Source organism: Deinococcus malanensis (assembly GCF_014647655.1).
In the GTDB taxonomy this organism is placed as follows: Bacteria; Deinococcota; Deinococci; order Deinococcales; family Deinococcaceae; genus Deinococcus; species Deinococcus malanensis.
In genome coordinates, this window is sequence record NZ_BMPP01000037.1 from 1 (window position 1) to 15403 (window position 15403).

General features: G+C 61.9%; 14 protein-coding genes. 5 read left to right on the forward strand and 9 right to left on the reverse strand.

Features of this window, described 5'->3' with window-relative positions:
• The first annotated feature begins 188 nt into the window (after positions 1-188).
• Positions 189-1508, forward strand: a complete 1320-nt coding sequence (locus IEY49_RS20430; RefSeq protein WP_189012138.1) for a putative bifunctional diguanylate cyclase/phosphodiesterase — start codon at positions 189-191, stop codon at positions 1506-1508.
• A 119-nt stretch (positions 1509-1627) separates the two neighbouring features.
• Here IEY49_RS20430 and IEY49_RS20435 read toward each other — a convergent pair whose 3' ends face one another.
• The 5 genes from IEY49_RS20435 to IEY49_RS20455 all read right to left on the reverse strand — a co-directional run bounded on the left by IEY49_RS20435 (position 1628) and on the right by IEY49_RS20455 (position 4845).
• A complete protein-coding gene (locus IEY49_RS20435) occupies positions 1628-2737 on the reverse strand; it encodes a PAS domain-containing protein (protein WP_189012145.1) in 1110 nt (369 codons plus the stop codon).
• 69 nt (positions 2738-2806) lie between these two features.
• Positions 2807-2947: a hypothetical protein gene (locus IEY49_RS20440; RefSeq protein WP_189012148.1), complete on the reverse strand. Its 141-nt coding sequence runs from the start codon at positions 2945-2947 to the stop codon at positions 2807-2809.
• A complete protein-coding gene (locus IEY49_RS20445) occupies positions 2944-3597 on the reverse strand; it encodes a DUF4129 domain-containing protein (protein WP_189012149.1) in 654 nt (217 codons plus the stop codon). Before IEY49_RS20445 ends, IEY49_RS20440 begins: the two co-directional genes overlap by 4 nt.
• A 226-nt stretch (positions 3598-3823) precedes the next feature.
• On the reverse strand, positions 3824-4165 hold the full coding sequence (locus IEY49_RS20450) for a hypothetical protein (protein WP_229780951.1): 342 nt from the start codon (positions 4163-4165) through the stop codon (positions 3824-3826).
• Positions 4166-4446: 281 nt separating this feature from the next.
• Complete coding sequence (locus IEY49_RS20455; RefSeq protein ID WP_189012153.1) at positions 4447-4845, reverse strand: hypothetical protein; 399 nt, start codon at positions 4843-4845, stop codon at positions 4447-4449.
• A gap of 238 nt (positions 4846-5083) precedes the next feature.
• On the opposite strand from IEY49_RS20455, the gene IEY49_RS20460 reads away from it, so the two are divergent.
• Complete coding sequence (locus tag IEY49_RS20460) at positions 5084-5344, forward strand: hypothetical protein (RefSeq protein WP_189012155.1); 261 nt, start codon at positions 5084-5086, stop codon at positions 5342-5344.
• 1200 nt (positions 5345-6544) lie between these two features.
• Here the strand turns inward: IEY49_RS20460 and IEY49_RS22110 are convergent.
• Positions 6545-6910 carry a L5-gp82 domain-containing phage-derived protein gene (locus tag IEY49_RS22110; RefSeq protein ID WP_444542420.1) on the reverse strand — a complete coding sequence of 122 codons (366 nt, stop codon included), beginning with the start codon at positions 6908-6910 and terminating at the stop codon, positions 6545-6547.
• A gap of 786 nt (positions 6911-7696) precedes the next feature.
• Between IEY49_RS22110 and IEY49_RS21785 the strand changes: the two genes are divergently transcribed.
• Entirely contained in the window at positions 7697-7822 is a 126-nt protein-coding gene (locus tag IEY49_RS21785; RefSeq protein ID WP_268239116.1) for a hypothetical protein, read from the forward strand.
• A gap of 884 nt (positions 7823-8706) precedes the next feature.
• Positions 8707-9711: a Gfo/Idh/MocA family protein gene (locus IEY49_RS20465; protein ID WP_189012157.1), complete on the forward strand. Its 1005-nt coding sequence runs from the start codon at positions 8707-8709 to the stop codon at positions 9709-9711.
• 338 nt (positions 9712-10049) lie between these two features.
• On the opposite strand, the gene IEY49_RS20470 is transcribed toward IEY49_RS20465, so the two are convergent.
• A complete protein-coding gene (locus IEY49_RS20470) occupies positions 10050-10859 on the reverse strand; it encodes a glycoside hydrolase family 16 protein (RefSeq protein WP_189012159.1) in 810 nt (269 codons plus the stop codon).
• A gap of 831 nt (positions 10860-11690) precedes the next feature.
• Here IEY49_RS20470 and IEY49_RS21610 point away from each other — a divergent pair.
• Positions 11691-12011, forward strand: a complete 321-nt coding sequence (locus IEY49_RS21610) for a hypothetical protein (protein WP_229780952.1) — start codon at positions 11691-11693, stop codon at positions 12009-12011.
• A 508-nt stretch (positions 12012-12519) separates the two neighbouring features.
• Here the strand turns inward: IEY49_RS21610 and IEY49_RS20480 are convergent.
• Together IEY49_RS20480 and IEY49_RS20485 are read right to left on the reverse strand one after the other, a co-directional pair.
• A complete protein-coding gene (locus tag IEY49_RS20480) occupies positions 12520-13860 on the reverse strand; it encodes an NPCBM/NEW2 domain-containing protein (RefSeq protein ID WP_189012163.1) in 1341 nt (446 codons plus the stop codon).
• Positions 13861-14163: 303 nt separating this feature from the next.
• Positions 14164-15003, reverse strand: a complete 840-nt coding sequence (locus IEY49_RS20485) for an IS5 family transposase (protein ID WP_189012165.1) — start codon at positions 15001-15003, stop codon at positions 14164-14166.
• Positions 15004-15403: the final 400 nt, after the last annotated feature.

A 15403-nucleotide genomic window follows, 5' to 3' on the forward strand; every position in this document is an offset into this window, starting at 1 on the left:
GCTTTCCCGTGTCCTGGAAACGCCAGTGATCCGTGCTGATCAGCGGCACTCAGCCACTTCTGCAGGGTCGATCGACAGATTCCGAGGTCCTTGGCGATGCCTTCTGTTGCCTTCCTGCCGGGCGAGCTGCACGGCTTGCTGTTTGAACTCGGCTGAATACGTCTTTCGTTGTCCCATGTCGCACCTCGTTGTCGTTATTCTCGGAGTTCTTAACTCCGTCTACGCACAACTGGTGCAACCCCAACCGCCTCCTGTTCCACAAGCGCCTGAACGACGCAATCGCCAGAGGTGAGCCCTTCGCTCTGGTGTTCATCGACCTTGACCACTTCAAACGCGTGAATGACACCTACGGCCACCCGGGCGGTGACGAGTACCTGCAGCAGGTCGCGCGACGGGCGCAGGCAGTCATGCGCAAAACTGACACGGTCGCGCGCATCAGCGGTGACGAATTCGCCGTGATCGCCAGGGGCGTCAGCACTGCAAATGAGGCTGAACGCGTCGCGCAGAACATCACCGGCATGTTCCGCGCGCCATTTCAGGTCGCTGGTCAGCCGCTGTTCGCCACCGCGAGTGTCGGCGTGAGCTTGCATCCTGCGCATGGCACGTCTGCTGAGGAGGTCCTGTCCAGCGCCGACCAGGCCATGTACCACGCGAAAGCGGAAGGGCGGAACGGGTACCGCGTGTTCAACGAAACACTCCGCAGCGACCTGCCGGACCGGCACCTGCTGCAGGCCGCCCTGGAATACGCCATCACGAACAACCAGCTCACACTCGAGTACCAGCCGATCTACGACCTCACCACGGGACAACTGATGAGTATGGAGGCCCTCGCCCGCTGGACGCACTCGGAGTATGGCCAGGTCAGCCCTCGCGTGTTTATTCCTATCGCGGAGGAAACGAACCTTATTGTTTATCTCGGTGATTGGGTGCTGCGCGAAGCATGCCGTCAGAACCGCGCCTGGCAGGATGCAGGTTTTCCGCCCGTTGTGGTGGCGGTGAATGTCTCAGCAGTGCAGTTCGGTCAGCCGGATTTCATTGAGCGTGTCCGTTCGGCGCTGGACAGTGCGGATCTTGCCGCCAGCCTGCTGGAGTTGGAGCTTACGGAGAGCATGGTCGTTCACGAGAGCGCCATGGGACGCCTGGAGGAATTGCGTGCCTTGGGCGTGCGTGTATTCCTGGACGACTTTGGTACCGGGTATTCATCGCTGGCGCAATTGCAGCGCCTGCCGATTCATGGCTTCAAGATTGATCAGAAGTTCGTCGGGGAACTGACCGGACGGAGCGCTGGGCCTGGCAGTCTGCGCATTATCAAGATCATCATGATGCTTGCTGAGGCGCTGGACCTGCATGTCGTGGCCGAGGGTATCGAAACGCCCGCGCAACTGGAAGCTCTGCGTGACACGGGCGTGGTGAGCGCGCAGGGCTTCCTGCTAAGCCGGCCTCTTGCGGCAGAAGCCGCCACCACCTTGCTCGCTGAGCGCGCCATCCAAGCCGCAGCGGACGACTGACGACTGGCTCCGATCATCCGAAGGGTCGGGGCTGCGCATGAGGCAGATGTAGCACTCTCAGCAAGGAAGCACAGGACAAGGACCCTTCGCGGGCGGCCGTCACATGGTGCCCCCGGTCATCACGCGTTGGAATCGTCGACGGAGCGCACGGTGAGCACTGCGCCGATCCTGCCGCCATCAGCGGCAAAGACAGGGTTTGCACTCCCCTGCACCAGCAGACTAGTACCGTCCGGCCTCGCAATCCGCCAGCGGGCGTTCTGAATGACCTCCCCGTGCACCGCACGGGTCAGCGGCAGGTCCTCCACCGGGTGGGGCTCACCGTCCACTGTTAGCAGGTGATAGGTGCGGGTGTAGTTTTCAGGCGTCACTTCAAGCTGCTGCACCCCGTGCAGCCGGGCAGCCTCCTCATTCACGAAGATGATCCGGCCCTGAGGATCGGTGACTATTACCCCCTGGTGCAGATGACTGAGAATAGCCGTGCGTGCTTCCGCTTCCCGTTCACGGGCCAGGCGGGCTTCCACATACGCCGTCACGTCCACGGAGAGGCTCAGGATGCCGGACACCTCAGCATCGAAGCCCCGGAGGGGCACATACGCGTAATTGATGTACAAGTCGTGCACTTCACCGGTGTGCGGGTCGGTCAACTGTGCACGGCGCTCGGCGCCCTGCACGGCCTCGCCCGTGCGGTACACCTGGTCAAGCAGTTCGAAGAATCCCTGCTGCTGGAGTTCCGGGAAGGCCTCGCGCACGGTCAGTCCGTCCACGTTGCGGTTGCCGATCAGTTGCCGCGAGAAGTTGTTGATGAATTCAAATTGGTGTTGCGGCCCGCGCAGAATAGACAGCGCGATCGGGGCGTCGTTGAAGAGGTTGCGCAGGTAGCCGCGTTCGGCTTCCTTGCGCAGCAGCCACTGACGGTCGGTGATGTCACGCAGAACCAGGCCCAGGCCGCCGTCCAGGGGGAAGGCGCGGACCTCGTGCCAGCTGAAGAACGCCGGGTAGAACACGTCGATCTCGACGGTGACCTGCTGGTCGAGGGCCCGGCGCAGTTCACGCCAGGTGCTGGTAGTGGGGTCGTCCGGGATCAGGTCCTGCAGATTGATCTGCGAGTCAGTGTTGGGGTGACGCAGCATCAGCCGCGCCTGGCGGTTGAGGAAGGTCACCTGCCAGTTGGAATCCACAGCGACAAAGCCGTCATTAATGGCTTCTGCGAACAGACTGAGAAATGACACGGGGAAACTCTACCGTAAGGCCGGTTTGAGACCAGGCGTTCCGAACCGCCTAATCGACCACACCGAATTTCAACAGTTCCTGAACGCTCCCCCGCCCTGACAGGTCCCTCGACGTGCACCACCCTGGCGGGTGACCTCGTCCTTGCCGACCAGCACACGGGCAACATTGTCAAGCACACGGGAAGCGAAGGTAGATGTCTGGATGGTCATAGGGACTCCTTGGAGTTGGTAGGTAGTTCAGGGGGCAGGTCAGTGAGGTCATCCGGGCCAAGCTGGGGAAGGGTACTCAGGGCGCGGGTCAGTTCTGCCACGGCCGCCTCAGCCTGATCCGCGTCCTCTTCAGTCACGCGTCCGCCGTAGCGCACCGGTTCATACGCGCTGGCCAGCGTCGTCAGGGCGCCGGCCATGACAGGGTCGCGGGCTCCCAACCGGGCTGCATAGCCTGCCGGGGTCTCGGCAGGTCCTCGGCCCCGACCTGAGAAGCTCAGGGCTTCTTCCGCTTGGCGGTAGGCAATTCGAACACGGTGAAGGGCTTCCTGCTGCGGTGCGGGTACAGCTGTTCCGGCGTTCGGCGCCAGGTCAGCCGTACGGCCCTGACCAGCCAGAGAAAAACCACGGCGCAGTCGATTGAAGATAGCCGCCAGCAGGACAACGCTCAGGGCCAGGGCCAGCCAGAGCTGAAACTGCATCATCCGGGTCAGGTCCAGGGAACGGGCTGGAGTCGCTCTGGACATGCTGTCAGCCATACGGCCCAACTTTTCAAAGATATCCATGCCCCCTGCTCCTGTCGCGTCGCCTCCCCCACCGTTGATCAGGACAGCGACAACCAGCCACACTACCCCGGTCAGGAGGAGGCTCACGGCCATCACCACCTCAGCCGGATGGCGGATGCAGCCTTGACGGAGATCGCGGCGAACAACTATGGGACAACTGACCGCGCTTTTGTCCGAAAGGTCAATTCCAGGACGCAGCGGGTTGGACCGCTTTCTCTGGGGATTGCAGTCCGCTGATGAGCAAGACAGGAACACGAAGGACAACGACCTGCCCCGGTAGGCCGGCACAGCCAGAACTGTTGCTGCTTCTGTTTCAGTGTGAAGCGTAGGGTGCGGGGTACCCGTCACTCCATCCCTGCGAGGTCAGGACGGCCAGGTCGGCAGGGTCTCCGACCAGTACCAGGAGATTCCCATTGGTGATGGCAGTCAGCACACGCTGCAATGCATCATCTACTGCTTGCGCTCCGTAATCCATGATGGCCTCTTCCAAAACGATGTAGTTCCCTCCCGTCGTGACCCCCGGGTTCCTGACAATCATTGTCAGCAGCAAGCGGCCGGGGTTCTGACTCTCCTGCACGTGAAGTTCAGCTTGTTCGGGCAGATCAATATGGGCGAGAGCTTCATCTACATGGAGCTTGGCCAGGCTTACGCTCATGGGCTGCATAGGGCATGATGACATCCTCAGTCAGTCAGGGGTGCAGTCAGGGCCCGTATGGCCAGCGTGAGGTGTTGTGCGGGACGTGCAGACTGTTGCGGTCATGAGGCGCCGCCAGCCGATGACTTCCAGGTTCCTGGATAGCGGTAGGGTGCTTGGCATGACCAGCGTCGTGGACACGCTTCCCGTACACCTTCTCCTCTCACTGCCGGACGGAACGTCGACCGAGCTGGCACACCAGCTACTTCCCAGCGCCGCGCTATCTCCCCAGGGCCTACCGCTCAGCTGGCGGGGTGGGTGCAGGGTAACATGGCGTCCCGGATGGCCATCCCCAGGCGAGCACGATCATCGGCCGTGAGCAGAAATTGCGCCTGCACACTCGCCTGCCCGACCGGCACGACCGTGCCCAGCGTGAGGTGACGGTCCGCGCTCTGAATGAACGCCACGTCCTTCAGGTTGCCCAGCAGGTCCTGAAGGGTGCCGGTCTCCCCCGCCTCGATCAGCCGGGCGAGGTGGTGGGCGAGGTGCGCGGGGCAGGCGCCCGTCACACTGCGCTCCGGTTCCACCTGATGCAAGGTGACGTGCAGGGCGTGGCTGGCGTCGTGGTGTTCGACGAGGATCACGAAACCGTGGTCGGTGAGGACCAACTGGGCGCCATTGTGGTGCGGCAGGGAAGACATGTCTTTACCGTGCGGGGGCGCTGGGTGGGCGCACAAGGGGTGGGCAGGGAGGCAGCATGATTCGTCCACCGTACGGGGTGGGCGAGCACACGGGCCTGACAGGAACGACCAATAAAGGAAACCAAGTGCGTTGCCCCTCCTGGGGCGGGAACCTTCCCAAGGCCCGCGACGTACCTGTTTGTGAGAGGCACCACGTTGCGCGTCCTCTGTTGCGCCTGCCTCCAAGGAGAAGAACGTCTTGAAACTGTCGCTCACCCCCGCCCGCCTGATCGCCGTTGCTATGGCCCTGCTTGTGATCCTCGCGCTGCACCTCGCCGGCCCCCTGGGCGTGGGCGCCGCGATCTTCCTGGCATTGCTGAGCTTCGCGGGCCTGTGGACCGGCCGCCAGTACGGCACGTACCGGTTCGACCTACACACCACGCCACTGGAGGTCGCCATGCACACCGGGACAGCCCCCGGGAGCGCGGCTGCAGTGAACGCGGCAACCATCCCTGGGTGAGCGACCATGTCCCCCTGACCGCCGCAGCCCAGCATGCCTGGCGGTCAGGGGGAGTTTCATGGCCCTGGCCGTCACACAGCCTTTGAGTGTGCTCAGCCGCCTGAGGCGTTCACCTGTGACACTCCAGGAGGAAATCAGGTCCCTACTCTCATGGCAGTGGCTGCCAGACGGTGGCGTGCACATCACTCAACCATGATCGCCGGGTCGAATCCAGGTACGAGGCACTCAAGGTCACGGACCCTTGGTGAACGGGAACGAGAGCCTGGCCCTGGTGCGTCATCCAGTGGACGGTTATCCCTTGTACCCGCTCACGCGCGCACAAGGGTTCATCCATCCTCCGTGGACGGGGCGTCCGTGCGGACGTCATGCCCGGTCATGGTGCGGGCGAGGTGAATGGGCTGACCCCGCACCAGGCGTTCGAGGAGGTGGAGTCCTCTGAAGAGGCGGAGCAGGTGCAGGCTTTCGAAATTGCCTGAAGTGCGGGCCTCATGGCCAGAAGACGCTTGTGCTCGTGCAGGAGATGCAGCGCTTCCCGGATAGTCAGGACCGGGTGACTGTGCGGCATCAATTCATCCAGCGCGTGCTCCGGTCCGTAGATGGCGTGGTCCCCACCATGCATGAGCACGGTGATAAGGAACCCGCGCGGGGTTAGGGCGCGGCGGTACGTGTGCGCCATGCTGCCAGTCAGGAAGGTACGTTCACGAGTGTCGGTGTACTTGAGGGCCCACAGGCGAGGGCCTTCCCCAGTGATGAAGTTCTGACTGTGGCACGTCGCAGCTGTAGCAGTCCAGGCACGCAGACGGGGCGCCACAGCGGTCGTCCAGGCAATGGGGCAGAGAGGGAGGGAGCATGATCCGATGCTGCGGGGGCACTGGGTGGGCAAGCCAGTGGTCAGTTGGGCAGCGTACGACATACTGGGAGGATTTGGTGGTTCAAGGAGGTGGGTTCGCCCGTCCGGGATGTGGAGTTCAGGCGGCCAGGATGCCAGAACTGGCCCCGTGAACCACTCGTTGCCCAAACCTGTTCAGGGTCGAGCGCGGGGTCTCCCCTGTCACCCACGTGCCAAATCATCCTGGCGGCCTGAGATTGCAATTGCCCGCTAGAGCGTGCGGACCCTGCGTCTCGAATTCGGGTTCGCGTCGTTCACGTCGATACTGTAGGTGAGCAACGATCGGCTCGCCTTGGCTGTAATGGCCTTCCTTACTCCCACGGGGCCGGTGCTGGCAACGTGCCGTGAAGCGTGACCCACAGGTGCCCAGAGGTGTCAAAGTGCGCGGAGGCTGCCGTTATGACCTCCCCACAATCGCTCATGAATGCGTCGTCGCGAAACGCGAAAAACGTTGTACTGGACCCGAACAGGGGGTGCGACACTGGAGGCGGCATGATCCGTCCTTTGACGTATGCGCGCACGTTTCGCTGTCCGTTGGGTCTCGCACGGGCTTGAGCACCGGGTTGCACGATAATCTCGCAGGCTTCCAGATTCAGTGACTCCACATGCGAGATGACAAAAGGGTCATCTCGCACCGTCCAGTACGCGCGGTTCAAGTTGCGGTGCACCCACACCACCGCCCCCGGGATCTACCCTTCATCCATTACGTTCCTCCTCTCCTAAGACCCAGCTCCTGTCGCGTCACGCCTGGGGGTGAAACGCCATCACACGACCAAGTCAACTTGGTGGTCATTCGGAGCTTGAGCCGAAGCGTTGGAGCTTGAGCCGCTGGATGGTTGGGCCCTTCGCGCGGAAACTGGGCGGATGCTGAACAACCACACCCAGGACCAGGGAGCACTCGCCCTGATCCAACGCCTGGAGCAACTGGCTCAGGCCTGACTTCCGCTACTGGCCTCCCGGTGACGGAACCCGAAAGGGTCCACTGGGTCAGGAAGCAGCCCAAAAGTATCGGGAATGGTGCATGCTTCCGTCGTCATACCGGTTGCATATTCAACCGGGACTGAAGTGACGGATGCACTCAGGTCACGGGAAAGAGGGTGAGTGCCGGCGTGCGCTCGCAGGTGACCACCAGCGCAGACAGCTGAGCTGTATTCAGGCCGCCAGCTTGGCGTATTCGTCAAGCAGGGCGTTCAGGTCAGAAGAATCCGTCTCGTGTGGCATTATCCCCACTCCTTATCGGGATGCTAGACGCCACCGACCGAATACGCGACCAGGTTGGCGCAGACGCCAGAGATCTTCTACCCTTGCATTTCATCGCACTCCAGAAGAATATCCAGGACCATCATCGGCGGTGACAAAGTCGGGAAGCCTGAAGGGACAGCCCATCCCAGAGTGAAGCGCTGCTCACCTCGCTGGGGACTGGCGCTAACGTGCGGTCCGTACAACGAAGCTAGGAGGCCCGCATGAAAATTTTGAGATCTGTGCTGTTGACCCTGGGTGCATTGCTGTTGCCGGTAGCCGTGACGTCTTGCGCTTCACCGGGCGGTGCTCAGGAGCAGAGCGAAAACGAAGAAGGGGACGACGATTAGCCACGGCGTCTTCAAACCTAGAAGGGAGAGGAGGGCTGTCGCCCTCCTCTCTTTTGTTCCTGAGATCTACTCCCCTGTCCGTTATCAGCGCTGTACAAGGCACGGATTGGGTCGGATGGATGCAGGTCAAGGACAGTCTCCAACTCCAGGAGTTCTATAGGGGAGGCGGGCACAAAGGAGTGGCCGATCTCCCTAGGGACACCTTTGTACCGTTCCAGGGAAATATGGCAGCATGCATGGCTTTTTCGGGTGCTCACGCTGGACGAGCGGGTTTCACCGGATGAAGCCGTTAATGACCTCACGGAACCGGCCGATCGCCATGAGGTGCACGCCCAGAACTGGACGGCCTCGACACGGCAGCTTTAGAGGGAGGAAAGCGAGGGCCTGGCCCCGGAGTATGTCGCGTCTCCCTCCAGCGAGACGGCGCGACTCCGCATCGCTGCGCGGTCTGGGGAGGGACGCTCGGGCGTTCCTGTCCACGTGGTCGCCTCGCTGCGTATCGCGCCGGGTGCGCGATGTGCACCTAGGTCTCCGGGGGATGGGCGCGCCCGCCTGAGTTCAAGTCACCCGACTTCACCCTAGAAAGTGCTACCAACTCAGTCAAAGTCCTTTAAAACAGACCGCAACAGGGGTAAATGACATAATACACCCGCTTTAGGAAGAGCTTAGATTTTCCGTACGTGAGCAGCACCCAACGCTGTTCGCGTTGTGGTTGCTTTTCGGCAGCCCATTGGGGCAGGAATCACCGGCAGTTTCACCCGGGTGCCGAAGTTGATGGTGCGTGTGGTGGCTTTGAGGCCCTGCGTGCCCGCCTTCTGGAGGCTGGATCCTCGATCAATACGGCATAGTGTCAAGGTGCGCTCCCAACATGCAAGGATGCCAGGATGACCAGTCCAGTACGAGTTGGCGTGATCGGCCTTGGCGCCATCGGTCAGAGCCTGCTGAAGGCCTATTCGGCCGATCCCGATGTGCAGGTGACGGCCGTATGCGATGTAGACGCCTCCCTCGCGGAAACGATAGCCCGCCCGCTTGCGGCCTCCGCCTGGACCGAACACCGATCTATGCTGGACGCGGCCGACCTGGATCTGGTGTATGTGGCCGTGCCGCCGCGGCACCATCACGCCATCGGCCTGGATGTCATCGCCGCCCGCCGGCATATTCTGTGTGAAAAACCGCTTGCACTCACGCTGAGCGAGGCGCAGGACCTGCAGCGTGCGGCGCAGGCAGCAGGCGTCGTTCACGCGCTGAACCTGCCGCTGCACGGTGACCCTGGGATCGAGACGTTTCGCCGCCTCGTCCAGGAGGGGGGTCTGGGGGCCCTCCGCCGCGCAGAGTTGACACTGGTGTTTCCACAGTGGCCGCGTGGGTGGCAGCACAATCCCTGGATCGGCGGACGCGAACAGGGCGGACCGATCCGTGAGGTCGGCCCGCATCTGCTGCACGTCATCCTGACCACGCTTGGACCGGTCACGCGGGTATGGGCCCATACCGAGTACCCTGCGGGCGACCCCGTCGCCTGTGAAACCGCTGCGCTCGGCACGCTGGAGCTCGCGGGTGGGCCGCTGGTCACCGTGTCATGTCTAACCAACGTGCCGCGCCCCGAACAGGTCAGCCTCACCGTGTACGGCTCGGAGGGCACGGCCGGCCTGGTGAACTGGGCCGTGCCATTGATGGCGCTGGGGCAGGCGCCTCTTGAACCCGTGCCGTTCGAGAGGCCGCAGATGCCCGCGGGGGCACGGCTAGTGCGGGAGCTCGTGGGTCATGTGCGCGGCACACCTGGCGACCTGGTTGACTTTACCATGGGCGTCCGCATCCAGGCCGTTCTGGATGCTTGGGAGCGTTCGTCGACTCTGGGAACGTGGGTGGACGTGGACGTCGGGCAGGCATAAAGCGCGCCGTCTGCTGCCTGGGCCTCCCCCAGACCGGGTGACGTGTACGAACTCTGCTATGGGTCCATACGCTGTCCGAGCCGCTCGGCAGGCCACGCCCGAATTTACGAGGCCGCGCGCCAGAGTCCTGGAAAGTGGCCGATGCAGACACATAAACGGCCGCCCGCTTGCCCAGAGGCCTTCCAACTGAAACGTCCCCCAAGTGCTCAGGGCCGTTCTCCAGATGACGCCACCAAGAAAACAGGCTCTCGGCGCCTCCGTTCTGCCACCTGCTCGGTAAAACCGACTCGATCGGCCCGGTCAGAGTGAAGTGATGTTCCTGACACTGGCACCTGAAATCAGTGGCCCGGCGTGAAGCTGACGTAATCCACCAGCATGTACTGCGTACCGGGCGTGCTCTTCCCACCCCAGAGGGTTGTGTTCGTCGGCCACAGGTTGAACATCAGGTGAGCTTCTCTGGTCGGTACGACACTCGTGATCCTGCGCTTCAGCACGCCGTCGATATAGAAGTCCACCTTCGTCGGTGTCCAATTCCAGCGGTAGATATGGAAATCCTGCGACAGATCCGTCCCCGTACCACCCGCGCCGTAGTCATGACGCCCAGTCGTTTGCCAGGTGCCCATCCAGTCGGTCGTGCGGTTGTGCCCCTCGATTTCATGGTCGATTTCCGTTTGCGAATCGTTGACAAAGCTGAAAAATCCGGTGATGTTGCCGCTGGCTCCGGTCCCGCGGACGGTAGGGCGGGCGCTGCTGCTGGCAGCACGCAGTCGCGCTTCATAGATGCCGTAGCCGTATCTGGCAACAGTACCGAGTTCTGCAGCACTGGCCCGGCGGCCAGCGTCAACCTTCAATTTCATGATCAGATAGCCACCCACCACGGTGACGTTGCCCGGGTTCCAACTGCCACTCAGACCATCTTTGGCCCAGAACGGGGTCCATCCGCCGTTCGAGACCCACCAGCGAGTGGTGTTCAGGGTAGTAAAGTCGTCGCGCCAGCTTCCTGAAACCGTGCGGCTAAGGGGCTTTGCGGCTGCATTGAGGTTAGGGGCCAGGACTGTAGAAGTGGTGGGGTCCGGGGTACTCGAGCAGGAAGCCGGCAGCAGGCCCAGGAACGCAGCGACAGCCAGATTCTTAAATGGGGTGCGCATGGCTCCTCCCTTAAGCACAAGGATCCGGCGCCACGCAGGATGCGGCTGGCCGTAAGCAACCCCTGACCAGTGCGTCTGGTCGCTCAGGAAGTCGGCCCAGGGTCTCCTGAGAACGCGAATGGTCAGCAGTCCCTCTCAGATCAGGCAGGACATCGACAGGTCAGCAGAATGTGTCTTTGTTGTAAGCGATCAGGGTAGATAAAGCCAGCCTGAAGGTTATGAAGACCCGTTGCGCAGTAATCATGGTGCCGATGGAATTGGGTCTCGATTACCGTTGCCTGAGCAGTCCGTTGGTCAGACAACGGGACAGCTATTCAGTACGCCAGACCATGCTGCGGCGTCACCAACCCCCCACTTCCGCTACCCGGATCTGGTCCGGCCCAGACGTGCCCATGAGGAAGCCCTGGTACGAGGCAGCCACGGGGCGGCAGCACCCAACTTACGACTGACAATCGCGGCCATACTTTTTCCTGCCCTCATGCTGGCTGTTCAAGCACCCTAAGATTCGCGAGCCGTCTCGTAACTTCTTCGCCTCCAGGGAGCCGGGGCTGCATTCCTCACACATAGATATTGCCGATTCATTCACGAAAAACTCGTTTCATCGCTGGGTACTTCACAATCAATGAGACCAGTCGGGATCACTCCACCATGCGGACCATGAATGACATTTGAATGAGGGGACCAATGAATGTAGAGCAATCGCCAACCCAGGCCGTCACCCTTCAGGAACAGCAGGCTCAAATTCTTGCTTTCGCGAAGGAACAGGGACTCCAGCTTACGGCTCTGCACAAAGAGACTGACCATCTGAAGTCCAGCCAGTCTTCCGGCAGTATGTCCTGGAGCCTTCTCCTCCTGACGGGTGCCGCGTACGTCCTGTACCGCTACAATCCTTCCGTACGGCAGCAGGTCGGCGACCTCGCACACCGGCTCCCCCCGGGCGCCCGGGACAACCTGACCCGAGCCGCGGACGCGGCGAAGGGTGTCGTCCAGAAGCTGAATTCCAGAGCCCGGCAAGCCTACCCAGGCACCGGAAAGGACTGGAAGCAGGACAGCGAACTCCCGCTTGACCACGCGACAGATCCCTCTGATCCCCTCAAGGACAAGGTCATAGACCGCCTTCAACATAGTCACGACGACCCGAGCAAGCCCTGACGTCATGGCGCCGGCTGTGACCCCTTTGACGTGAGTCGGTGTGCTCTTCTGCAGCAGCACAGTTAAAGAGGGGCACCTGCCTTTGCCAGGAAGTACCGGTCCGGTCTGCAGCAGTGACCATAGCGGGAAAGCCCCTCCCTTGAGCGACTCCGGAGCGCCAGAGCCTTCCCGCCCGGTTGTATGGGGAAGCCTCGACGAACGTCACTTCAAGGGTCTCCTGGGAGCATTCCGCCACCTGTAGCAGCAGAACTCATCTGCCATTTTCCTGTGCGCCTCTGTCGCCAGAGGCTCAGCAGAGCCCACCTCCGATCCTGACCATTGGGCCTGCTGGCCAGCACAGTGGCCAACCAGGACCGTCACTTGCTGCGGGTGACGGGCAGGACGTACTCCAAACCGGAGCATCCTCAGTCAGCATCTGAACCCTTCGCGGCCGGATCACAAGCCGCGACCTCATGCCATCTTTAAGGGAGATGCAGGCAATTTCATGGACTGTGTAGCGCCGAAGAAATCAGCGAATGAGTTTCAGTTCAATTGGCGCGGCCCGTGTTCCGTAGCCGGGCGTGCGGTACGACACGATGTCGCCCACACTCACCTGCACGTTGAAGGTTCCGGAAAGGGCGAAATCAGGCACCGCGGGATTATCGAAAAACCGAATGTCCATGTCAGCCATCATCTTCCCACCGTCACCCCTGCTGGGACTGACGTTGATGATCTCAGCAAAGTGGATCGACGTTTCACCTTGCGGCGCGAAGACAAGTTGGAGGGGCACGGGGCCGTCTATGGGTGGGTCAACCGTCACGACCACCGTCACTCGCCTGGTCTCACCGGCCCGGCCGCTTATCGAAGTCGGCTCGATGTACGTCTTTACGTTCAGGGCTCGTACATCTATGGTGACCAGCGCGCTCGCCACATCCTGACCGTTGCGACTGGCGATCAGGCGGTACGGGGCCAGACTGTCTGCTGGGTTGTTTGACAGCGCGTTAGGCGCCGCGATGGTGATATCGCGGGTCTCTGTTCCGGGACTACTGAAGTCCACCCGCGTGGTGATCAGCTGCAGCGTGAGACCGCGCCCCGGTTCAGCCGGTTCCAACCGCAGATCCAGCGGGCTGCCCAGGTTCACGGTGGACGAGAAGGTGGCCCGCACCTGCGCGCTGTGTTTGTGGAACATGGTCAGTTCCTGCGGGTCCAGGCTCATCTGCACGATTGAGGGCGTGGTTGCGGGCGTGGTGGCGTGGCAGACGACCTTAGGCTGGGCCCAGTTGGCGTGATCGAACTGGATGCCGTTGCCCCCATCCGTCACCACCAGTCGCAGTTCCTGTTTCCCAGTGATGTCCAGGTCCACCAGTCTGGCCGGGTCCTTGCCTTTCATCACGCCGCTGTCATACGTCTTGGTGCCGTCCAGAAACACCTGGAACACCACCTTGCCGCGCTTGCCCACCTCATCATCCACGCCCACGTCCGCCGTGAAGCGGGTACACGCCGCTCCCGTTCCTTTCAGGCTGAAACGCAGTTCGCTGCCCGCATGCGTGCCGTACCCCCGCATGTACGTCTTCCCATTGATGGACAGCATTTTTCCGTCGCCGGCCACCTGCGTTCCGTTGCTACGGTTCATCTCCAGCGGTCCCCAACTGTTGGTGGCCGAAAGGATATGGTCGGAGGACAAATTGTTCTCGCCCGGGGTCAGGCTCAGGGTCGTGAGTCGGCCCTCGGCGGCCGCGTATGTCCACGGGTACCTGACACCGTTCGCGTAAGGGTCAGCCACGGCAGCCGAATCCACGTGTGACTGGCCACACGCAGCGAGGATGAGGGTCAGGGCAGTGTTGAACAGGACATGGTGGCGTGCGGGCATGGGACAGACCTCTGGCTACAGGGAGAGGGGCGAGGTGGTGGCAGGGTGGCTGGATTCAGCTTGACCGATGTGCGCGACAGTTGGTATCAGCCGTCGGGCTGAATATCGGATGCTCAAGAGCAGTGGAACGACCTGAGTTGCCGTCTGGCCAGGCTCGCCAACCACGAGGGCAGCAGGTGAGTGGGCATCGTCACTCTGTCTGTCGTGTGGTAAGGACCAGATTGTACCTTTTTCCCTGAGAGAATTCGCTCCGTGATTCGACGGTCGAGTTAAAGAGCGTTTTGAAAGGGAAGCGCTGCGCCATCATGTGGCAGCCAGGCGACGGACCATCAAGCGGATCATGACTTCGTAGACAAGGTTTTCGGAGGTTTCAGGCAAGGCTTCGAAGTCCCGGCTCATCCGCCTTGACTTGCCCAGCCAGGCAAAGGTCCGCTCGACGACCCACCGCCGCTTCAGCACCACAAAGCCCTCTGGGATCTCACTAGGCGGCGGGGGTCGATCCTTCCGCGCCCAGGTCCACCCGTGGCCTGCCCAGGGATGTTTGACGACCTCCAGCGTCCAGCCCGTCACCTGCTTGACCGCTGGGATTAACTTTCCAGAGTATCCAGCATCTGCCCACACGTGCTGCATGCGAGGAAACACATTGCGTACCTTTTCGAACAGGCAGACCGCGCCGGCGCGGTCTTGAATATGCGCTTCGTGCACCACCACACCCATCACCAGGCTTAACGTGTCGACCGGCAGATGCCGCCTATGCCCACTGATCTTCTTCCCTCCGTCGTAGCCTCTGGGACCACCGGCCTCGGTGGTCCGCACCGATTGACTGTCAATGATCGCGGCACTGGGGGTTGGATCGCGACCACGTTGAGTTCGAACCTGCTCGCGCAGGAGGGGGTGCAGCCGCTCCCAGGTGCCGGTCAGGCGCCAGGCGCGGTGGTACCCGTACACGGTCTGCCAGGGTGGAAGGTCATGCGGCATCAGCCGCCAGGCGTTGCCACCACGCAGGATGTAGAAAATACCGTCCAGGATATCTCGCAGGGGCCAGATGCGTGGTCGTCCCGCATGCTCGGGTCGCGGGAGAAGAGGCTCCAGGACAGCCCATTCCTCATCGGTCAGGTCGCTGGTATAGGCGCGGCGCGTCATTCACCAGCCTACGTCCGCACCAGGGCGTGCAAAATCACCTTGGTGACCTTTCAAAACGCTCTTTAGATCTTGCAGTGTTCAGGGCGCTATAGGTGCGTGGCCTGCCGGGATAGAAACTGCTGCTATCAAGGTCCGCGGGCAAGGGTAGGACCTCTCAGCCATCAGGCAGGAACCGCAAACTGCCTGGGCGCGGTGGATGGACACGAGGGTCAATCGCAGCAACGGTCGCCATCAGCGTGCGGCTTGCTGGCGTTGATGCCTTTGGGTGTCGGGTCACGGTGGGGTGCGACACCAGCGTGGGCCCCGGGAAGCCAGAGGCTCCCGGGGCACGGTCAGTTCACAGGTGTAGGTGTCAGTTCACCGCGCTGGGTTCAGCGGGCACCGATGGAGATGCCTGCGG